Origin of the sequence: Paenibacillus jilunlii (assembly GCF_900102965.1) — a bacterium.
Lineage (GTDB): Bacteria > Bacillota > Bacilli > Paenibacillales > Paenibacillaceae > Paenibacillus_AQ > Paenibacillus_AQ jilunlii.
Window position 1 is genome coordinate 726,294 of the sequence record NZ_FNGM01000001.1, and the last position, 22,043, is coordinate 748,336.

Annotated in this window: 18 protein-coding genes and 1 pseudogene; 14 read left to right on the top strand and 5 right to left on the bottom strand. The window is 53.4% G+C overall.

Features of this window, described 5'->3' with window-relative positions; genetic code table 11:
* The 14 genes and pseudogenes from BLQ82_RS32330 to BLQ82_RS03530 form a co-directional block, all read left to right on the top strand.
* A pseudogene (locus BLQ82_RS32330) lies at window positions 1-206 on the top strand (hypothetical protein); the annotation flags it as partial.
* 717 nt (window positions 207-923) lie between these two features.
* Window positions 924-2,135 carry an MFS transporter gene (locus BLQ82_RS03470; protein WP_074647709.1) on the top strand — a complete coding sequence of 404 codons (1,212 nt, stop codon included), beginning with the start codon at window positions 924-926 and terminating at the stop codon, window positions 2,133-2,135.
* A 122-nt stretch (window positions 2,136-2,257) separates the two neighbouring features.
* Window positions 2,258-3,322 (top strand): Delta(5) desaturase DesA, encoded by a 1,065-nt coding sequence (gene desA / locus BLQ82_RS03475; RefSeq protein ID WP_062521581.1) that lies wholly within the window; start codon window positions 2,258-2,260, stop codon window positions 3,320-3,322.
* A gap of 139 nt (window positions 3,323-3,461) precedes the next feature.
* Window positions 3,462-4,610 (top strand): sensor histidine kinase, encoded by a 1,149-nt coding sequence (locus tag BLQ82_RS03480; protein ID WP_062521710.1) that lies wholly within the window; start codon window positions 3,462-3,464, stop codon window positions 4,608-4,610.
* Window positions 4,607-5,209 carry a response regulator transcription factor gene (locus tag BLQ82_RS03485; protein WP_062521583.1) on the top strand — a complete coding sequence of 201 codons (603 nt, stop codon included), beginning with the start codon at window positions 4,607-4,609 and terminating at the stop codon, window positions 5,207-5,209. The genes BLQ82_RS03480 and BLQ82_RS03485 overlap by 4 nt, the downstream gene beginning before the upstream one ends.
* Window positions 5,210-5,467: 258 nt before the next feature.
* Window positions 5,468-6,907: an SWIM zinc finger family protein gene (locus BLQ82_RS03490; protein WP_062521585.1), complete on the top strand. Its 1,440-nt coding sequence runs from the start codon at window positions 5,468-5,470 to the stop codon at window positions 6,905-6,907.
* A 48-nt stretch (window positions 6,908-6,955) separates the two neighbouring features.
* Window positions 6,956-8,809 (top strand): HEAT repeat domain-containing protein, encoded by a 1,854-nt coding sequence (locus BLQ82_RS03495; protein WP_062521586.1) that lies wholly within the window; start codon window positions 6,956-6,958, stop codon window positions 8,807-8,809.
* Window positions 8,810-8,848: 39 nt separating this feature from the next.
* The gene (locus tag BLQ82_RS03500; protein WP_062521712.1) at window positions 8,849-9,952 is read left to right on the top strand and encodes an AAA family ATPase; all 1,104 of its coding nucleotides are present in this window, start codon (window positions 8,849-8,851) and stop codon (window positions 9,950-9,952) included.
* Window positions 9,949-12,297 (top strand): DUF5682 family protein, encoded by a 2,349-nt coding sequence (locus tag BLQ82_RS03505; RefSeq protein ID WP_074647712.1) that lies wholly within the window; start codon window positions 9,949-9,951, stop codon window positions 12,295-12,297. The genes BLQ82_RS03500 and BLQ82_RS03505 overlap by 4 nt, the downstream gene beginning before the upstream one ends.
* Window positions 12,298-13,509: a VWA domain-containing protein gene (locus tag BLQ82_RS03510; RefSeq protein WP_425281067.1), complete on the top strand. Its 1,212-nt coding sequence runs from the start codon at window positions 12,298-12,300 to the stop codon at window positions 13,507-13,509. It begins immediately after the preceding gene.
* A 127-nt stretch (window positions 13,510-13,636) separates the two neighbouring features.
* A complete protein-coding gene (gene asd, locus BLQ82_RS03515) occupies window positions 13,637-14,722 on the top strand; it encodes an aspartate-semialdehyde dehydrogenase (protein WP_074647715.1) in 1,086 nt (361 codons plus the stop codon).
* Window positions 14,723-14,823: 101 nt separating this feature from the next.
* Entirely contained in the window at window positions 14,824-15,042 is a 219-nt protein-coding gene (locus tag BLQ82_RS03520) for a DUF3934 family protein (protein ID WP_062521716.1), read from the top strand.
* 108 nt (window positions 15,043-15,150) lie between these two features.
* Entirely contained in the window at window positions 15,151-15,858 is a 708-nt protein-coding gene (locus tag BLQ82_RS03525) for a pseudouridine synthase (protein WP_062521590.1), read from the top strand.
* A gap of 31 nt (window positions 15,859-15,889) precedes the next feature.
* Window positions 15,890-16,849: a hypothetical protein gene (locus tag BLQ82_RS03530; RefSeq protein WP_062521592.1), complete on the top strand. Its 960-nt coding sequence runs from the start codon at window positions 15,890-15,892 to the stop codon at window positions 16,847-16,849.
* Between the two features lie 338 nt (window positions 16,850-17,187).
* On the opposite strand, the gene BLQ82_RS03535 is transcribed toward BLQ82_RS03530, so the two are convergent.
* From BLQ82_RS03535 to thiM, 5 genes are all read right to left on the bottom strand, one after another.
* A complete protein-coding gene (locus tag BLQ82_RS03535) occupies window positions 17,188-18,966 on the bottom strand; it encodes an ABC transporter ATP-binding protein (protein ID WP_244280681.1) in 1,779 nt (592 codons plus the stop codon).
* Window positions 18,967-19,003: 37 nt separating this feature from the next.
* Window positions 19,004-19,441: a MarR family winged helix-turn-helix transcriptional regulator gene (locus BLQ82_RS03540; protein WP_062521595.1), complete on the bottom strand. Its 438-nt coding sequence runs from the start codon at window positions 19,439-19,441 to the stop codon at window positions 19,004-19,006.
* Window positions 19,442-19,657: 216 nt separating this feature from the next.
* Window positions 19,658-20,314: a thiamine phosphate synthase gene (gene thiE, locus BLQ82_RS03545; protein ID WP_062521597.1), complete on the bottom strand. Its 657-nt coding sequence runs from the start codon at window positions 20,312-20,314 to the stop codon at window positions 19,658-19,660.
* Window positions 20,314-21,144 carry a bifunctional hydroxymethylpyrimidine kinase/phosphomethylpyrimidine kinase gene (thiD, locus tag BLQ82_RS03550; RefSeq protein WP_062521600.1) on the bottom strand — a complete coding sequence of 277 codons (831 nt, stop codon included), beginning with the start codon at window positions 21,142-21,144 and terminating at the stop codon, window positions 20,314-20,316. Before thiD ends, thiE begins: the two co-directional genes overlap by 1 nt.
* 31 nt (window positions 21,145-21,175) lie before the next feature.
* Complete coding sequence (gene thiM / locus BLQ82_RS03555; RefSeq protein WP_062521601.1) at window positions 21,176-21,973, bottom strand: hydroxyethylthiazole kinase; 798 nt, start codon at window positions 21,971-21,973, stop codon at window positions 21,176-21,178.
* Window positions 21,974-22,043: the final 70 nt, after the last annotated feature.

Below are 22,043 nucleotides of genomic sequence, written 5' to 3' on the forward strand. Positions count from 1 at the left end.
AAACAACGGCAGAAATGCCGTTGTTGAGCCAGGGTGAGGCGGTGTGGCTGGAAACAACGGCAGAAATGCCGTTGTTGAGCCAAGGTGAGGTGATGTGGCTGGGTTCTGGCGGGGCAGTTTGCCCCAAACTTATCTGTGTGCCCGATTTTGCTGCAAGGTTTCAGCAATCACCGGGTAACGCAGGTAAAGGACCGTACTCCGGGTAAACCAAGTGAGAGCAAGTCCCGTCCAGATCAGCCATTCCTGGGACATGGAGCCAGGGAGTCCGTCCTGGAATACACACCGGATCAGGAAACGGCCAAGCACAAGAATCACCCAAGCCAGCAAATACTGCACGGCGTGGGAGCTAACCTGGGATTAGACTGTACAGCCTTCGGTAAATACTTCGGTCAAGAATGCCTGTCATAATCCGATTCCGGCCGGTAACACCGCGGTTGCCGGTAATTCGGCTAGTGTGCCGGAGTCAAGGAATCAGGGCCTTTTTGAATAGTCTGTTTAGCCAATAGGAGGGGCAGAATTAAAAATCCAGCCCGCGTGACCTGTTTTTTGCTGATTTGGCGGGTAATAAAAAAGATTACAAAAACAATGGTAATCATTATAGTCATAACGTTTCAGAAGGAACTGTCAAAACCCATGTGCACAGCATTTTGCAAAAAGTTTGACGCGGAGGACTGGACACAAGCAGTGGTTCTCGGCATCCGCATGAAGCTGGTGAATTGAATTTGCCAACAAGAGTTGATCACAATAATCCTTTATCTTAAGCGCTTGGCCTCTGGGCCGGGCGAACTCGGGATAGAGGATTTTTTTTGTGTTCAAAAAACAAACAACTTTGATATTTATCTAATTAAATATAGACAAAATAATAAATAATCTATATATTAATAAACGTAATAATAATTTGTTTATTTTTTGGAGGGATTAAAGTGTTTAGGAACAAGTATGTACGGACGGTTGTGATGTCCAGGGTTTTACTGCAGCTGGGAGTGTGGGTACGCAACTTTGCCATTCTGCTGTATGTAACGGAAATCACAAATAACGACCCTTTTTATGTATCGCTGATCTCGGTCGTAGAATTTGCGCCAATATTTCTGTTTGCCATTGTAGGGGGAACCTTCGCTGACCGCTGGCGTCCGAAAAAAACAATGATTCTAAGTGATGCGCTCTCAGCGATATCTGTATTGATTGTGCTGCTGGTCGTTATGGGTGGCTCATGGAAAGCCCTGCTGCTGGCAACCTTTGTATCTGCGGTGCTGTCGCAGTTTTCCCAGCCTTCGGCCATGAAGCTTTTCAAGCAGCATGTGCCGGAAGCACAGCTGCAAGGTGTGATGGCGATGTTCCAGTCTCTTACAGCGTTTTTTATGGTTATTGGACCAGTGCTGGGCGCGTTCATCTATCAGCATTACGGAATTGAGGTTTCGCTTATCATCATGGCAGGAATGTTTGCCGGTTCGGCGCTTATTCTCAGTCTGCTGCCTAAGGATGATGCAGGCGAAACGGGACTTATCCGCTCTGGGATCTATGCAGAAATCAAGGCAGGTCTAGGCTATGTGCGCGCAAGCAAAGTACTGAAGAATCTGGGGGCAGCTTTTGCTTTTGCCGGATTGGCTGCCGGATTGATTCAACCGCTTGGGGTATTCGTGATTATTGAGAATCTGGGAAAAGACAAAAGTTTTCTGCAATGGGTGATGATGGCGAACGGAGCGGCGATGCTGCTTGGCGGAGCGGTCATTATGGGGATTGGCCGGAAGGTGAAGCCGCAAATGCTGCTGGCCGCAGGCCTGCTCGCGAGTGCCGCCGGTACCATCGGGGTCGGCTGGTCACATGATACGGCGCTGACGATCACACTTCAGACGCTGTCGGGATTCTTTTACCCCTGTATCCACATTGGCATCAATACGCTGATCCTGCAAAATACCGAGACAGCCTATATGGGACGGGTAGGCGGGATTATGGGGCCGATGTTTATGGGGTTTATGGTCATTGGCATGACCCTCGCCGGATATCTGAAAGAAGCCTTCTCGCTGTTTGGCGTATTTGCCGGAAGCGGTGTGCTGTTTCTGATCGCCACGCTCGTTCTGCTGCCGCTCCTCAGAAACAGGAACAAGCAGACCATTCAGCCCTCATCCCTCTCGTGAGTATGACATATGTCATACTGTATCGTTGATGTTTGTGCCTTACTAGGGTGACATTTCCTCCTCTATAATAAAGATAGATGAATGTATCCGTTACGGGGCACATCCAAGGAGGAAACAAGAAGATGACGACCAACCAGACATCCCAGCTCTCCAGCCTGAAAAAAAGCATGGCTCCCTTTGAAAAAACAAACCAGCGTGCAAGCATTAGACAATTAATCAATACCCTCGTTCCGCTTGTGCTTCTGTGGACGGCTGCTTATTTCAGCCTGCAGGTATCCTATGGGCTTACGCTTCTATTCGCGGTCCCCGCGGCGGGGTTTGTGATCCGCACGTTTATTATTTTTCATGACTGCTGCCACGGTTCGTTCTTCAAAAACCGCAAAGCCAATGATATCATCGGCACTATCACGGGAGTCTTGACGCTTGTCCCATACCGCCAGTGGAAGCACAGCCATTCTATCCATCATGCCGGGAGCAGCAATCTCGACAAGCGGGGAATCGGCGATATCTGGATTATGACCGTAGAAGAATATATAGCCGCGAAACCATTGAAACGCCTGTACTACCGCATATACCGCAATCCGCTGATTATGTTCGGAGTCGGTCCCATCGCCGTTTTCCTGATTCAATACCGGTTCAATGCCAAAGGGGCAAGACGCAAGGAACGGATGAATACTTACTTGACGAATGTGTCTATAGCGTTACTTTACAGTACACTGATCTGGGCGATGGGCTGGCAGGCTTTTCTGCTGGTGCAGCTTCCGGTCGTATTCGTCTCCGGCTTTCTCGGCATCTGGCTGTTCTATGTGCAGCATCAGTTCGAGGATTCCTACTTCGAGCATGAAGAGGAATGGAGTTATGTTTCAGCCGCGGTAGAAGGAAGCTCGTATTACAAGCTGCCCAAGCTGCTGCAATGGATTACCGGCAACATCGGCTTCCACCATGTCCATCATTTGAGCCCGAAGGTGCCGAACTATAATCTGGAGCTGGCACATAATGCATCTGAACCGCTGCAGCATGCAACGACCATTACCATCGGAACCAGCCTGAAGGCGCTGCATTTCCGCTTATGGGATGAAGCGAACAAGGGGTTCGTCGGCTTTAAGGAAATCAAGGCCAGAATGAAGCAGCCGAAGCCGGCAGCGGATGGTCTGAAGGTGATCAAACCCGGATTCCAAAGCAAGTAATATAGGGTTGGAGAAAGAAGCAGCCGGTGAACGTCAATGCCGGCGCTGCTCTTTCTCTTTTTTTGCGGGATATTGCGGGAACCTGAAGGGTTTATGCTAAAATGGGGGTACAATCTTGCTGGCTAAAAGGATGGCTGACATGCAGAAGTGGCATCATATTTTTCACAAAAGTACGGGTCTCAGCCCTTATGTATGGGTTGTTTTTTACATTTTGCCGTTTTATTTCATCTTCCGTTCCGCCTCGGTCAACCAAAACCAGTGGGTCTATGGAATCGTTATGGTTGCAGTGTTTTTTACCTGTTATGTCCTCTCGTTCAAATCCAAAGGCTGGGTGGTTTACTTCTGGACCAGTGTACAGATTCTTGTCTCGATCACAATGACGCTGCTGTTCGGGTATATGTATTTTGCGTTGTTTATTGCATTTTTTATCGGAAATATTCAGAAAAGAGCCGGTTTTTTCACTCTGTATTCGATTCATCTGCTGACGACCATTGCTGCGATCAACTATGAGATGATTACCGGAAACCGGGTCTTCATTTCGCAGCTTCCATTCGTGCTGGTGAGCATGATCGCTGTAGTGCTGCTGCCCGCGACCACCTACAACCGCAATAACCAGGACAAGCTGCAGGGGCAGCTGGAGGATGCCAACAAGCGGATCTCCGAGCTGGTCATAATGGAGGAGCGGCAGCGGATAGCACGGGATCTGCATGATACGCTGGGACAGAAGCTGTCGCTCATTGGCCTCAAAAGCGATCTGGCCGGCAAATTGATCCACAAAAATCCGGCGCAGGCTGTGATTGAAATTAACGATGTCCGGCAGACTGCCAGAAGTGCGCTCAAGGAAGTCAGAGAGATGGTTACGCAAATGCGCGGAATCCGTCTGGAGGATGAGCTGATCCGGATCCGGCAATTGCTGGAGGCGGCAGAGATTGAGTTCCAGCTGGAGGGCAGCCCGAAGCTTGTCAATACCTCGTTAATCACAGAGAACGTTCTGAGCATGTGCCTGAAGGAGGCCGTTACCAATGTAGTGAAACACAGCGGAGCGACACTCTGCCAGGTGCGGATTGAACCATCGCGGACGGATCTGCTGATCAAGGTCAAAGATAATGGTACCGGGATTGAGGGAAGCAGCCTGTATGACAAGGGGCACGGGCTGCAGGGGATGCGGGAACGGCTCGAATTCGTAAACGGCAGTATGGATGTCTTGCAGGATCAAGGAACAACGCTCATTATTAGGGTGCCAAATGTTTTTAAGCAGCCGGAACTGGAGGAGGTAAAGGGGCTATGATTAATATTGTAATCGCTGAGGATCAGCGCATGCTGCTGGGGGCTCTCGCCTCCCTGCTCGACCTGGAGGATGACATGAAGGTTGTGGGCCGGGCGGGGAACGGGGAGGAGGCCGTCAGGCTGGTGCAGCAGCATCAGCCGGATATTTGCATCATGGATATTGAAATGCCGGCCATGAGCGGCCTCGAAGCGGCTGAAGCCCTGAAGGATTCAGACTGTAAAATCATGATTCTGACCACCTTCGCCCGGGCGGGTTATTTTGAGCGCGCCGTTAAAGCAGGAGTCGGTGCTTATCTGCTGAAAGACAGTCCGAGCGAGGAGCTTGCGCTCTCGATCCGCAGTGTGATGGCCGGCAAACGGCTCTATGCTCCAGAGCTGATGGATGAGGCTTACAGCGGTGAAGCCAACCCCCTGACCCAGCGGGAGAAGGAAGTGCTGGGGCTGATCGCCGACGGTAAAAATACGAAAGAGATCGCCAGCCAGCTGTATATCACAACCGGAACCGTACGCAACTATATTTCGGTTATTCTTGACAAGCTGGATGTCGGCAACCGGATAGAGGCCATCACCCGCTTTAAGGAGAAGGGCTGGTTTAAATAGAAATGTGTATATTGAGGACATGAAGAGGCTCTGCGGGAGTCTCTTTTTTATGAATGTCAAGACTATTCCCTTTACAAGACTTTATTCCTGTTTTTCCCACCTGGGCATCCGCCGGATTGGAACCAGAGAGCATTTTTGCTAAGATAAATGCAAACATGTGATCTTATCCCCGGATTTGGGTAATGAGAAGCATGTGCGCTTTTCTATACTTTTATTTCAGCTGTGCGGCCACCTAATACAGTCGGGAGGAAACCTAATTTGCCTGAACTTACAACATCTTATGTAGATTCACTCGCACCCAATGCGGCTGCCATCAAGAATGGCCAGGGCCTGGTGCGTAAGAAGAGCTTTGTCAAGCTGCATACCTCTGAGAATGGAGAGCTGCTCTTTGGACAATGCGCCGGGAGCGGGAAAACCCCTTACGAGTGCTCCGTAGATTTTATTACACCGGATAATCCTGTGTTCCGCTGCACCTGCCCCAGCCGGCAATTTCCCTGCAAGCACGCATTAGGCCTGCTCTATGCTTACGTGGAAGGACAGCCTTTCACGCCTGCCCCTGTGCCGGAGGATATTTCCTCCAAGCGTGAAAAGGCGGAGAAACGGGAAGAAAACAAAGCCAAGCAAGCTGCCGAAGGCACGGAGAGCAAGCCCAAGAAGGTCAACAAATCTGCCTTGAAGAAAAAAATCAACGCACAGCTCGAAGGTCTGGACCTCCTGGAAAAGCTGGTGCTGTCTCTGATCCGCGGCGGCTTGTCCACCATCGACAGCAAAACGATTAAGACCGTTCAGGAGCATGTGAAGCAGCTGGGCAACTACTATTTATCGGGAGCGCAGACTGAGCTGCGCCGCTTCGCCCTGCTTCTGGGAAAGGGAGAAGACCGGGAAGAAAGCTATACATATGCCATGGAGCAGCTGACACGGCTTCATGCTTTTATTAAGAAAGCCCGGGTCTATTTGACCACAAGAGCCGGGGACCCCGAGCTTGCCCTCGATCATGAATCCACTATCGACGAATGGCTGGGGCATGCCTGGCAGCTGTCTGAGCTGAAGGAATATAGCCTGGTCAAAGAATCCGTTGAACTTCTGCAGCTGGCATTTTACAGCTACGATGATCCGGCCCGTCAGGAGTACGTGGATCTTGGCTATTGGCTGGAGTTGGCAAGCGGCGAGGTTCACCGCACCGTAAGCTACCGCCCTTACAAGGCCGCGAAGCTGATGCGGGAGGAGGACAGCTTTTTTGAGCTGGCACAGATTCCGCTGCTGTACACCTATCCCGGCGATATGAATGTCCGGGTGCGGTATGAAGAAATGATATCCCGGGCTGTTGAAGATAAAGACCTGGAGCGGGTTGCGGCAAGCGCAAGCCGTTCATATGGAGAAGCGCTTAAGAAGGTCAAAAATCAGTTGAAAAATCCGCTCAGCGATAAAACGCCTGTCATGCTGCTGCATGCGGCCAGCCTGGGAGTGACGGAGAACGGCCAGTATGTGATCACTGATGATGCCGGAGTCCAATTGGTCCTGGGCGACATTCCTTCGCTGCCTCAGGGTACGCTTGAGCTGCTGCCGTTCCTGCCTGCCTCTGTGCTGAAGGATTGCTGCGTGCTGGTGATGTTCGAGCATCTTCTGGATCAGGGGCGGCTGGTTGCCCAGCCTTTGACAATTATCCAGGGCGGAGCCATTACCCGGCTTCTGTACTAGCATGCACATACGAATACGTTCTTATATATACCTATAGGGGGACAGCCCATGAGTACAGCATTATTGCAAGAGCTTCATCAAGAAGTCCGAAGACTATATATCGCCGGCAGTGACCTGGCCGCAGGAGATTTCCGCCTGAAACGGCTGCTGCCGCAGTTTCAGCAGCTTGGTGAGCGGGCGGCAGTCTTCAAACGGCTCGGAGAAGGCATCACCTCTCTGGTGGAACCGGGTGCAGGTGACGGAGCACCTGCCGCAGTGCGGCTGCAGGAGCTGACGCTGCTATTGGAATCGGTGTTGTATACCCAAGGGGTCAGCGCACCTGATGAAGCTCCCGGTGAACTTCGCAGCCGAAACTTCACTCTCGACACCAGGCTCCCGTACCGGAAGCTGGCCGCTGTGCGGCAGGCCTTGACCACAACAGGCAGCGGCAGGTATGAGATTGTAATTGAAGCCTTTAAGGATGGCATGTTTCAGGACCTGCGCCTGCTTCCGCTGGCCATTGCAGCTTTGAATGATCCTTATTCGGAGATCGCCGAATTTGCCATGACCGCCATTCTTCCGTCCTACGGTCCTGCCATCACCGGTTACTTGATCGAAACACTCAATCTGGCGGGCGGTAAAAGCGAAGTCCGCAAGCTGAAGGTTATCGCCAAGGCAGGCGGAACGGAAGTGCTCGAAGAGATCTTCAAGGCTGCTGAAGAGGGCAGCGACGATATCCGGGCAGCAGCGATCGAATGCCTCGGGGGGCATGACGCGTACCTCCCTGTCCTGCTGGAGTGGAGCAAAGACAAGAAAAAAGTCATCCGTGAAGCGGCATATAAAGCGCTGGCGACAGGCGGATCATCACAAGGCGAAGACCGGCTGTATGAAGCCTTTGCAGCGAAGAAGGACCGGGAGCTGGTGGCGGATGCTCTGGCATATAGTTCTTCTGCACCGCTTATGGAGAGGCTGTCCGCTCTATATATGCAGGAGCTTCGTGAAGCTCCGCAGAAAAATGAGGACAAGAAAAAGACGGAACAGGTGTGGAACAGTATCCGGCCGTTTACGACCGTGTTATCCGGGCAGCAGAATCCGCTGCTGGATGAGCTATACAGCTATGTGATCCAGGATCATGGGCGCTTTTCGTCCCTGGGCTTCACGACTGTAATGAATGAAGCGGCTTGGTACAAACAGAGAGCAGGTACGGAAGCAGCCTTTGAAGAGCTGCAGCACCTGGAAAAACTCGACTCCCGCTATTTTCCTCACTTATTCCGGGCAGCACAACAGCTGATGTCAGCGGAGGAGCTGTACAAGCAGTTTGGCGGTACGCTGATTAACAAGCTCAAAGCTGTTGTCACCAAGGATTCTGCGCAGCGTAATAAACTGCTTATGGATACGATCAAAGAGCAGGTTATGAATGCAGAGGAGATATGGTATGACGCAGCCTGGGATCCGCAGAGGGACCGGCAGTATCGTGAAACGGCTATGCTTGCTCCTGATAAAATTGCAGCAGCCTGGGACCCGCGCTGGCTGGATTTGTTCATTCACAGGGATGTGCCGGAGCTGGTATGCGCCTTTGCCCGTCCGGACCACGCGGAATCCCGCCGCTATCTGCTGAACAAGCTGAGCGGGCAGAAGGAATTGCAGCGGATGCTGCGGAATCATGACGTTCTTCCGAACCTATTTACGGGGCTTGCGCGGTCGGGAATGCCGGACCATGATCTGCATGAACTGCTGATATCCGTACTGGAGAATGGAAAGAGCTATCTTCCCTACAGATTTGATTATTTTCTGTTCCAGCTTATGCTGGGTTTTCCGGCAAGCTACCACAGCCGGCTGGAGGCCCTTGTTCCTAATCAAAGATATTACGAAAGCCGGGCTCAGCTGGAATATGTGATCCATCATCTTAAGGGTCAGGAATAAATATTAATGAAGAGTGATCTGTTCAAAGGAGAGATGTCCATGTCAACGGAACAAGAACAGCTTAAGGATTATATGCGGCTGCCGGCAGAGGTATTGTATCAGGAAGAGCTGGAGGCGCTGCGCAAGGAGGACAAAGGAAATATCCCGGCTGGCTGGCAGATGTCTCCGCGTGCGGTGCTGACATTTATCGCAGGCGGCAAGGCTGGCAAAAAGGTGATTACGCCTAAATACATCGGCAACACGCGCCTGATCGAAATGGCGGTTGCTACGCTGGTCACGGACCGGGCGCTGCTGCTGATCGGCGAGCCGGGGACGGCCAAGTCCTGGCTGTCGGAGAATCTGGCTGCGGCGATTTACGGCAACTCGGGGCTGGTCGTCCAGGGAACTGCGGGCACCAGTGAAGAGCATGTGCGTTATTCCTGGAATTACGCCATGCTGCTGGCGAACGGGCCGACTCCTGAAGCGCTGGTCAAAAGCCCGATTATGAGGGCCATGGAGGACGGCGGAATCGCCCGGTTTGAAGAGATTTCACGCTGCGCCTCTGAAGTGCAGGATGCGCTGATCTCCATCCTGTCGGAGAAGACCATCTCCGTACCGGAGCTTGGCAAGGAGGCGGGAGCGCGCAAGGGCTTCTCCATCATCGCCACTGCCAATACCAGAGACCGCGGAGTCAATGAAATGTCGGCTGCGCTGAAGCGGCGCTTCAATATTATTGTGCTGCCAGCGCCGACCGATATCGAAACGGAACTCTCCATTGTGAAAAAACGGGTGGCAGAGATTGCATCGTCCTATAATCTGGGGGCAGCCGTTCCGGCAGATGAAGCGCTGCTTAAGGTTGTGACCATCTTCCGCGAGCTGCGCAGCGGCATGACGCTGGACAAGAAGGAGAAGGTGAAAACTCCTGCAGGGGTTATCTCCACCGCCGAGGCCATCTCGCTGCTGACGAACAGCATGGCGCTAGCGGCCAGCTTCGGGGACGGCGAGCTGACGGACCGTGACCTTGCCGCCGGGCTTCAAGGGGCAGTTGTCAAGGATGATGACAAGGATAAGCTGGTCTGGAAGGAATATCTGGATAATGTGATGAAGAAAAAAGGAGCGGAATGGCGCGGTCTCTACCAGGCCTGTAAGGAGATGAACGAGTGAACGCGACTGCTGAAGCCGGGGTACATATTTTCGGAGTGCGGCACCTGTCTCCGGGCGGCGCGAAGCATCTGCTGGAATACCTGAATGAGCTTCAGCCGACGGCGGTGCTGATCGAAGGCCCAAGCGATGCCACGGATGAAATCCGCCATTTGACACATCGCTCTACGCAACCTCCGGTGGCCATCTTGGCTTTTACGGAGGATTTGCCGGTACGTACTGCCCTGTGGCCGTTAGCGGTCTATTCACCGGAATACCAGGGCATGAAATGGGCCAGGGACAATGGGGCGGAGGCGGCGTTTATTGATCTTCCCTCCTCGGTCATTTTAAGCCTGCAGGATGTTATGCGCCGGGAAGGCACCTCCGGCAGGGGGGAAGTGAAGCCGGAAGCGGATGAGGCGGGCGAGCCGTCCACAGAAGAGGCAGAGCAGCAGGAATCGGTGTACAGCCGGATTGCCCGGCTTGCCGGTGAGCATGACTATGATATGTATTGGGAACGCAATTACGAGCATAACGCAAATGCCGGAGCGTACCGTGCGGCCATTCTTTCGTTCTCCGCCGAAATGCGCCTGCTCTCCGAGAGCAGGGAGCAGCTGGAGCAGCCGAAGGAGCATGCGTACAACACCCTGCGCGAGGCGTATATGCGGCGGCAGATCCGGAAGACAATCGCAGCCGGACACGCACCGGACAAAATCGTGGTTATCTGTGGCGCGTACCATGCCTCAGCGCTTGCCGATCTGTCGGATGTCCTGGCTGACAAGGAGCTGGCGGGTCTGCCCTCGCGCAGCACCAAGCTGACGCTGATGCCGTATTCCTACTACAAGCTCTCTACCATGTCAGGTTATGGGGCGGGGAATGGAGCCCCGCACTACTTTGAGATGATGTGGGAGACGATGGCCTCCGGAAGGCCGGAGGAGCTGGCACATCTCTATCTGTCTACAGTGGCGGGCTATCTGCGCAGCAGCGGGACACACCGCTCTACCGCCGAGGTGATCGAGGCGGTGCGGCTGGCGGAGTCGCTGGCTGCACTGCATGGTGGAAGCGCGCCTACCCTGCGCGATTTGCGGGATGCCGCGCAGACGCTGCTGGGCCACGGCGATTTGTCCGTGATCGCCGACGCCCTGGTGCGGGTGGATGTGGGGACGGCCATCGGCCATCTGGCCGATGGCGTCAGCCAGACACCCATACAGGATGATCTGAACCGGCTGCTCAAGCGGTATAAGCTGGAGAAGTATAAATCGACCGTAGCCAGCGAGCTGCCGCTCGATCTTCGCGAGAACCGCAGAGTGTCCAGCGAGGAAGCTGCCTATCTGGATCTGCACCGGTCGATATTGTTCCACAGGCTGAAGCTGCTGGGCATTACTTTTGCCAAGAACAGGCCCAGTGGACAAGACGCGGCGACCTGGGCGGAATACTGGATCATCCAGTGGTCGCCGGAGGTGGAAATCCAGGTCGTCGAATCGACCCTGCTCGGGGAGACGATTGAAGTAGCGGCTGCATATATGCTGCGTGAGAAGCTGCAGGCCTGCCGTTCCATCGCAGAGGCCTCGCTGCTCATCCGGGTCGCCTGCGAGTGCGGAATGACGGCACAGATGGAGGAGGCCAGCCGGGTGCTGCAGGGGCTGGCGGTGGACAGCCGCGATGTAGTCGGCATTGCCGCTGCTGCCCGTGAGCTGGCAACCATCATCGGCTTCGGTGACATCCGCAAGGTGGACACCGTGCCGCTCACGCCGCTGCTGGAAGAGCTGTTCCGGCGCGGCTGCCTGTTCCTGCCGGATGCCAGCGGCTGCAATGACGAGGCCGCAGGCCAGATGATTGTGGCGATGAATGAGCTGAACGCCATTTCGCTGGACCACAGCGAAACGGTAGACGAAGCACTGTGGCTGCAGGAACTGCTGCATTTGTCAGAGCGGGATGACCGCAATCCGCGGTTGTCCGGCTTCGCCTGTGCCATTCTGATGGAGCGTGGAGCGGTCTCTGCTGAGGAGGTTGCATCCGAAGTTTCGCGCCGTTTGTCTCCCGGCATCCCGGCCGATCTCGGGGCGGGCTGGTTTGAAGGCCTGTCGATGCGCAACCGGTATGGACTGCTGTCCAGAATGAGCCTCTGGGAGCAGCTTAACGATTATATCAATGCGCTTGAGGATGATGAATTCAAGCGGGCGCTGGTGTTTCTGCGCCGGGCGTTCAGCACCTTCTCGCCAAGAGAGAAAACGATGATCTCCGAGCTGCTCGGTGAGCTGTGGGGTGTAGATAGTGAGCAGGCGGCAGAGATCCTTACCGGAGAACTGAAGGAGGATGAAGCCAAAATGCTGGATGATTTGAATGATTTTGACTTCGGGGATTTATAGATGATGAACGACAACAAGCAAGAAAGCACAGTGACCCGTTGGCGGCTGATTCTGGGCCAGGAAGCCGAAGCTTCACTAGCAGGTTATGGTGAAGGCGGCCAGCTCCATCTGACTGAAGAGGAAATGATCATGGATTCAGCGCTTGCCGCCATCTATGATGAGACAGGCGGGGGAAGCAGCTCCGGCAATTCTCCCGGCGGCAGAGGCAAAGGGGCAGGGACCGGCCATGCTGCCCTGCATCTCTCCAAATGGCTGGGCGATGTGCGCAGTTATTTCCCTGAAGATGTGGTCTCGATCATCCAGAGCGATGCCATGGAACGCCGGGGCTGGAAGCAGCTGCTGTTCGAGCCGGAGCTGCTGGCGGCGGTGAAGCCGGATATCCAGCTGGTAGGCACACTTTTGTCACTCAAGGGCAAAATCCCGGAGAAGACCAAAGACACCGCAAGAATGCTGGTCAAGGCGCTGGTGGATGACCTGGTCAAGCTGCTGGAGACCGATATCCGCCGTGCTGTTACCGGAGCGCTGAACAAGCGGCAGCATTCTCCGCTGCCCTCGCTCAGCGGGCTGGACTGGAAGCTGACCATCCAGCGGAATCTCAAGCATTACAATCAGGAGCGGCGGAAGATTATCCCCGAACGCTTTTATTATTTTGACCGGGCGCGCCGCAGCAAGGAATGGACCGTTATTGTCGATATTGACCAGAGCGGTTCGATGGCCAGCTCGATTATCTGGGCTTCGGTCATCGGGTCCATCTTCGCCAGCATTCCGGCGCTGAATACCCGTGTAGTGGTCTTCGATACCGAAGTAGTGGATTTGACTGAACAGTGTGCGAATGATCCGGTGGATATGCTTTTCGGGATTCAGCTTGGCGGGGGAACGGACATCCACAAATCGGTGAAATACTGCGAGCAGTTCATTGAAGAACCGAAGAAGACGTTGTTCATTATCGTCTCGGATCTGTATGAGAACGGCAACCAGGCCGGGCTGGTCCGGCGGATGCGCGAACTGCGCGAATCGGGTGTCCGCACGATGACGCTGCTGGCGCTGTCGGATGAAGGGAAGCCCTCCTATGATGAGCGTCTGGCCGGACAGCTGTCCCGTGACGGCACACCATGCTTCGCCTGTACGCCGGCCCTGCTGCCCGTGCTTGTAGAAGGGGCGCTCAAAGGCCAGGATCTCGGCGGGCTGGCCAAACGTCTCGGGGCTTCATGACAGCCGATATTTTTTTCCAAATGCCGCTTCTTTACAATCACATATTGTGTAAGCTGCATATATCATTTATAATCGGTTATTAAAAAGCACCTATCGATGGGCGCGGCTTGAAAGGAAATGAATTCTTATGTCAAGTAAGTTGAGAGCGGGTATCGTCGGGGGTACCGGTATGGTGGGCCAGCGTTTTATTGCACTGCTTGAGAATCATCCATGGTTTCAGGTAACGGCTATTGCTGCAAGTGCAAACTCGGCAGGCAAGACTTATGAAGAATCGGTCAAAAACAGATGGAAGCTGTCCACTCCTATGCCTGAAGCTGTCAAAAGTATCATGGTGCAGGATGCCTCCAAGGTTGAGGAAGTGGCTAAGGATGTCGATCTGATTTTCTGTGCCGTTGATATGAAAAAAGAAGAAATTAAGGCACTGGAAGAGGCCTATGCGCGCACAGGAACTCCGGTCATTTCCAATAACTCCGCGCACCGCTGGACGCCGGATGTTCCTATGGTGATCCCTGAGATCAACCCGGAGCATCTGGAAGTGATTGCCCAGCAGCGTAAACGTCTGGGTACGGAAACCGGCTTTATCGCCGTGAAGCCCAACTGCTCGATTCAGAGCTATATGCCTACACTGCATGCGCTTCAGGATTTCAAGCCTTCGAAGGTTGTAGTTACAACCTACCAGGCGATTTCCGGAGCAGGCAAGACGTTTGCCGATTGGCCGGAAATGGTCGATAACGTCATCCCTTATATTGGCGGCGAAGAAGAGAAGAGCGAGCAGGAGCCGCTGCGGATCTGGGGCAATGTGACCGATGAAGGCATCGTAAAAAGCGAGCAGCCTGTCATTACGACCCAGTGTATCCGTGTTCCGGTTGCAGACGGCCATATGGCCGCCGTATTCGCCTCCTTTGAGCAAAAGCCTTCCAAGGAAGAGATTCTGGAACGCTGGAACAGCTTTCAAGGCCGTCCGCAGGCGCTCGGCCTGCCAAGCGCACCTAAGCAGTTCATTACCTATTTCGCAGAGGAAAACCGTCCGCAGACGCAGCTGGACCGTGACATCGAGAACGGCATGGGCATCTCGGCGGGAAGACTCCGCGAGGATTCGCTGTACGATTATAAATTTGTCAGCCTGTCCCATAATACGGTAAGAGGCGCCGCCGGCGGAGCGGTGCTGATCGCCGAGCTGCTCAAAGCCGAAGGCTATATCCAGCCGAAATAATTCCTTATAATGATTTGGCGAACAACAGCCTGCCGGAGGATCTCCGGCAGGCTGTTGGCGTATGAACCTGACATATTGTACATGAAATGGTAAGATAGATGATGGCAGGACGAAAACTAAATACCGGGTGGAGTGATAGAGTGGCAAAAAGTAAAGGCGGCGGCACAGGCAGAGGCACAGGGAGCAAAGGCTGGACCCGCTGGAACAAAACGGCTAAGCCTGTGAAGGCGGTCAAAGGAAGAACTGCCGGGGGAACTGGCGGCAAAAGCGCGTCCGCGGCAAAGGGCGGCAGTGCAAAACAAACCGGGAGCAGCAAGTAAAATAGCCGGTTGCTCATAAATCATCATTAAATAGCATCTGACTTGGACCTGTAGGGATAACACGCGCCGGTCAGATGTTGTCCATTAAGTAAGAGAGCGGAGCCAGACATGAGAATCAACAAATACATAAGCGGGAGCGGGCTTTATCCGCGCCGGGAGACCGACAGATTAATTGCTGCCGGGCGGATTACGATCAATGGGCAGCCTTGTGACAAAGGTGCGCAAGTGGAGCCGGGCGACCTTGTAGCTGTCGACGGAGAGCCGGTCACAACGGTCACCAAGAAGCTGGTTTACCTGGCACTTAACAAGCCTGCAGGCATTACCTGCACATCCTCCCGTGAGGTAGAAGGGAATATCATTGATTTTGTGGGATACCCGTCCCGGATATTTGCGGTGGGCAGGCTCGATAAATATTCGGAAGGCTTAATCCTTCTTACCAATGACGGCTCCATCGTAAACCGGATGATGCGTGCAGAGAACGGGCATGAGAAGGAATATTCGGTTGCTGTAGACAAACCCGTGACCGATGAGTTTTTGCACAGAATGGCTGCTGGCATGGATATCCTGGGCACCCGGACTCTGCCATGCGAGACAGGCAGAATCAGCGATAATGAATTTCGGATTGTGCTCAAGCAAGGGTTGAATCTGCAAATCCGCCGCATGTGCAAGGAGCTGGGTTACCGGGTGCTCCGGCTGGAGCGGATCAGGATTATGAATATTGTACTCAGCGGGCTGGAGAGAGGGCAGTGGAGGCATCTGGAGCAGACCGAACTGGCGGAACTTTTTGCAAAGCTAAGCCATTCTGAGGATTTGTAGAAATAGAGAATGTTGGAGGAGGACTACGCTCATGCGGATTGTCAGTATTTTGATCATCTTATTGGTTCTTGCCGGTTGTTCATCAAATGGGGGTACAGGGGATTCCAGCAATAAAGACACGAGCGAGGCTACTGCGGCTGCTGTATTGACATCACCATCGCCGCCGGCTTCACCGGCTGTAACGCCAATTCCCTCGCCGGAAGGTTCTGCTGCGGCATCATCCCGGATTGAGGATCAATATACAGGTTTTGTTCACAAAGACTCTATAGTGCTTAACAGTGACAACTACGAGATTTACTACTGGAACAGCGGTGAATTCAATTACACGCAGTTTGTGGTTGCCAAGAACGGTGAGATCCTTTTTGACAGTAAAAAGAAGGGATTGGTTTTTGAAGGAGGGTACAGCTTTGATGAGGCCAAGAAGGTTTGGGCAGAAGCGCTCCTGCAAAATGACCGGCCGACGCTGCTGTTCAGCCTGGCGGACAACCGGCCGGAATCGGCGTATATTGTTCTTGAGGAAATAAACGGTGCGCTGCAGGTTACTGTACACGATAATGTTCTCCTGAAATATGAGGATGCCGATCAGGACGGCAAGCTGGAGCTGTTAGCCAGCCCTTATTCCGGCCAGATGCCGCTGGGTCCTGCTTTGTTTGCGGTTTATGAACTCAAGGATAACCAATATGTCCCGAACACTGCCGGAACATTGCAATATTATAAAGACCAGCTGCCGCTGAAGGAACAGGAATATAAGTCAGCTCCCACAGAAAATAATTTTGAGGCATTGATCGATGTTTATCTGCTCCTGGACCGGCTGGATGAAGCTAAGGCGAAATTCCCCGAGTTCTATAAGTGGGCGGGACAAACGGCCGGAGACGGCGGCTTTGTGGACACCTACAGCCAGCTAATCCAAAATGGTTCATACGAACCGGTTAACGGATGGATGGATAAACTCAAACCCCTGGAACATGGCCTCGCCCAAATGCCAAAGTAAAAGAAAATCCGTATTGTGCCGCTCCCTGCATTGGCGCAATACGGATTTTTTTCAGGAAATGAATATTTTATCAATTAGCTGTTGCAATAAAGCCGGTGAGCAAGCACAAGTTGGAATAAGGAAACTTATTTCTCCACAAAATCAAGAATCTTGAGAATTAAGTGGAAAGGAAACTTAATTGGGCCAAATTACTTCGACGCAGGCGTTATAAGCTGAATTAGTGCAACTTTTTCCACCTAAACTACCGGTGCACAGGGTGCTCGATGAAATTAGTGTACCTTTTTCCACTTGAAAATGTAGATAGGGAAATAAACCGAACGGTTTAGCCTTCCTTACTGCTAAGTCAGCACCTTGGGCTCGTACTGCTTATCGTATAAATCCCGGTATACTCCGTGCTGCTCCAGGAGCGACTGATGCGTCCCTTCCTCGACAATGGTCCCGGCCTGCACGACGAGAATCTGATCCGCCGCCATGATGGTGGAGAGCCGATGGGCGATCACGATGCTGGTCTTCCCCTGCAGCAGGGAATGCATAGCTTGCTGGATATAATATTCCGAGGCGGTATCGAGGGAAGAGGTCGCTTCATCCATAATGATGACCGGCGGATTCTTCAGCAGCACACGGGCGATGGAGATCCGCTGCTTCTCGCCTCCGGACAGCTTGACGCCCCGGTTGCCCACCACGGTATCGTACCCTTCAGGCAGACTCATAATAAAATCATGGATATATGCAGCCTGGCAGGCGGCAATAATCCGGGCTTCGCTGGCTCCGGGGTCTGCGTACAGCAGATTCTCCCGGATCGTCCCGTTGAACAGATACGTGTCCTGCGTCACCAGGCCGATCTGCGCACGAAGCGATTCCAGTGTAAAGTCCCGGATATTACTGTCTCCAATCGTGATGATACCTGAATCTGTTTCATAGAGGCGCGGGATGAGATTGGTAATAGTCGTTTTGCCTGCTCCGCTGGGGCCGACCAGTGCGGTGAGAGTGCCGGCAGCGGCGGTGAACGAGATTCCGTGCAGCGCTGTTTTATCCGGCTGATAGGCAAAAGAAACCCCGTGAAAGGCGATATCTCTGCCCGCAGCGCTGATGTGCCGGGCTTCCGGCTTGTCAACAATCAACGGCTTCATGTCAAAATAGTCAAAGATCCGTTCAAACAGCGCGGCGGAGCGCTTAATATCCACATAGAGATTTGTCATCTGCAGCACAGGTCCGTAAAGTCTGCCCAGCAGAGCGACAAATGCTACGATAGCCCCTATAGAAAGCTCTCCCCGGATGAACAGATACCCGCCATACAAGTAGATCAGAAGCGGACCGATGCTGGTAAACGTGGACAGAACCATCATGAACCAGCGGCCGGCCATGGATTGCCGGATTTGCAGGCTGGTGGCCTCCGAGTTGACCGTTTGGAATTTGGTGTACTCTGCAGATTCTTTAGTGAACAGCTTCATTAACAGATATCCGCTGATGCTGAGAGTTTCCTGGATGATCTGATTCTGTTCGGAGATTTTTTCCTGGGTCTGCTTAGCCAGCTTCCAGCTGATATTGCCCATTTTGCGGGTAGGGACAACGAACAAAGGGATCACAAGAATTCCGAGCAGGGCCAGCTTCCAGTTCATAATGAACAGCGTTACAGTAGTGGAGACGAGAATGAACAGATTGCTGGCAAAATTGACCACCGTGTTGCTGAATACGCCCTGGACACCTGAAATATCGCTGGTCATCCGCGTGATCACTTCTCCCTGCTGGACCCCGGAGTAGAACTGCAGCGGCATCTTTTGCAGATGGCGGTACATTTGGTTTTTCATATCATAGACAATATGCAGTGAGATGAAAGAATTCAAATAATTCTGCAGCACACCTAACAGGCCGGAAATGACCGTCGTCCCCAGTGATGCAAGAACAAGCAGAACGAGGAGCCGCATATTTTTATCCGGCAGCGCCTGGTCAATAATCTGCTGAATGAACAAGGGGGGCAGAAGGCCAAGGACTGCAGTCATAATCAGCACCGCCATCACGAGCAGGGTCTGCTTCCAATAGGGGATGAAATATCCCGCTATGCGCAGCAATAGCGCTTTGCTCAGATTAGCTTTTTTGTTGTCGTCGTCGAATTTCATGCGACCTCGGGACATCCTATCACCAGCTTCTATAGATTTAGGGGTTCAGATGCAGCAGCAGCAGCTTGTTCATGTGGATCAGCTGGTTCAGCTCCTGCGCCGAAAATTGCTCCAGGGCTTCGCCCAGCACCTTATGGGACCAAGCTTCCTCGTTATACCGCAGGCATAACGCCTCGCCTTCATCCGTGAGATACAGTCTTGTCTCCCTGCGGTCCAGCTCGGAAACTGCGCGGGTAACCAGCCCCTTAAGCGCGAGGGCGTCGATTTGCAGACTGACCCGGCTTTTGTTGTACACAAGACGTTCCGTAACCTCTTTTTGGGTCTGGCCCGGATGCTGCCTCAGGAAATTCAGAATGCCGATCTGATGAACAGTCAGCCCAAGGTTGGCCGCACTTTGATGGGCGAGCCGCTTTAGCTGGCGGGCTACCGCAAAAAACGATTGATACACTTCTATGGTGTGTTCCCGATCCGCCATGCTGCACCTTCCTTTACTAAAAAAAGTTACCGCTGTAAACTGTTTATAAAGTAAACTAATCAGGCTGCAATGTCAAGGCTGTATCTGACGGAAAGTACTATAATACCGTTGTGATGGGCAGATGGCGCTGAGGGGATTTGGATGTTAGAAAAAAAGCACAGCGCCGTACCGTAAGCGGCAGCTGTGCTTTTTTGTTATGGGAACCCGACTTCGCTGCTACTGCTGAATTACCCGCAGAAAATTCCGGGCAGCTTCCCTAATGTCGGCGGCTCCGGCGATTGCGGAGATCACAGAGATTCCGTCAGCACCCGCCTGGATTACTGGCCGCGCATTGTCCACCGTGATTCCGCCGATGCCAACGAGTGGAATGGTAAGTCCGCTGCGGCGCAGCTCCTCAATCACTCCTGTTCCTTGAACTGCTTCAGCATCGTCCTTGGAGGAAGTAGGATACACCGGCCCGACTCCCAAGTAGTCCGCCCCGTCGGCAATGGCCTGCTGTGCTTCCTTCAGGTTATGGGCGGAGACACCGATGATTTTGTGCGCTCCCATCCGCTCCCGGAGGGAACGTGCCGGGGCATCATTCTGTCCCATATGCACACCGTCTGCATCCAGGGCAACGGCCAGTTCGATGTCATCGTTTACGATAAAAGGTATCTTGCGCTCCCGGCACTTCTGCTGGAGCTGCTGGGCAAGCTCAACATATGCCTGCCCGGAGAATGCTGCGCTGCCTTTTTCACGGTACTGGAACAAAGTGATCCCGCCGTCCATCGCTTCAGCGAGTGTCTCCAGTGGAGTTCTCTTGCAGTTCACACTGCCCATGATGAAGTACAGCTTTAGCAGTCTGCGCACATGCTCGCTATCCATACGCTGCATTAGCGCTGCCCCCTTAGTCTGTTCTGATAGGCAAAGTGATTCGTCGGACCGTGTCCGGCACCTATATTGAGTCCGTCTTCAATAGCTGCCTGGATAAAAGCCTTGGCGGTATGAACCGCCTGCGGAACTAAATGGCCTAGTGCCAATCCGGCCGCGAGAGCTGCGGAAAAGGTGCAGCCGGTTCCATGCGTGTGCCTGGTAGCAATCCGGGGACTCTGTAAATAAATGAACTGTTCACCATCATATAGAAGGTCAGTCACCTGTGCTCCTTCCTCATCGTGACCGCCCTTGAGGATCACATACCGCGGTCCCATGGCGTGGACAAGCCTGGCTGCGGCTTCCCGGTCAGCCATGCCGGAGATCTTCATCCCGGTCAGAATTTCTGCTTCAGGGATATTGGGAGTGATAACTAAGGATAACGGCAGCAGATGGGCAATCAAAGCCTGAACGGCTTCCTGCTGAAGCAGGGGAGAACCTCCTTTGGCAACCATGACCGGATCGACTACCAGCTTAGTCCAGCCATATTGCCGGAATTTTTGGGCAACGGTGCGGATGAGCCCGCTGCTGAACAGCATGCCGGTTTTAACGGCATCGGGTGTAAGATCCGCCCCGATGGAATCGAGCTGTGCGGCAACGGCTTCCGCTTCCAGCGGATACACGCCTTGGACCCCCAGGGTGTTCTGGGCGGTCACTGCGGTGAGCGCAGACATGCCATATACACCCAGCTCCTGAAAGGTTTTGAGATCCGCCTGGATACCGGCGCCGCCTCCGCTGTCAGAGCCGGCGACCGTCAAAGCCTTAATAACTTTAGTTCTATTTGAGTCTGTCATCGCGAAGTCTCCTTTGGTGAAGCTGTGGTGATTAATGTTCCAGCCGCTGAATACGGGAGCGTGCAGCATATACTTCTGGAGTAACAAGGGCTAATTGATTCAGGAATTCAACCTGGAAGCTGCCCGGCCCCTGCATGCGGCTCCGTTCTTCGGCGATTTCCGCAGCTACACCATAGAAGGAGAGAGCTTCGGCAGCAGCTTCCAGCCAGGCCCCTTCGCTGGCTGCGAGGAACGCGCCCACGACTGCACTGAGCAGGCAGCCGGTGCCGGTAACCTTTGTCAGAACCGGATGGCCGTTGCTGACCACATAGGTGGTGCTGCCATCCGTGATAACATCTTCCTTGCCGGTGACAATCACCACGCACTTCAGCTTCAGCGCGGCTTGTACAGCCAAAGCGGCCACATCGCCGTCACCGGCTCCGGCATCCACGCCTTTGATGCTCCAGCTCTCGCCGACGACATGGGCCACTTCCGCGACATTGCCGCGCAGCGCGGTAATCTGCATATGGTTGACCAGCTTATGGGTAACGTCGGTGCGGTAAGCAGTGGCTCCTGCACCCACGGGGTCAAGCACGACCGGCACGTTATGGCGGTTCGCAGCCTTGCCTGCCAGCAGCATGGATTCAATGGCATAATCATTCAATGTGCCGATGTTCAGCACAACCGCGCCCGACATGGCGGCGATATCCGCGACTTCTTCATGCGCGTCAGCCATAAAAGGTGAAGCCCCCAGCGCCAGCAGCCCGTTGGCGCTGAAATTCGCGACTACAATATTAGTAATGTTGTGCACCAGCGGATTGCTGGCCCGCACTTTGGATAAGAAAGACATGAAGATTCCTCCTAAAAGTTATGTGATTGCAGACTTCTTCGATTACACTTCGTATAAAGATGGCTTCGCA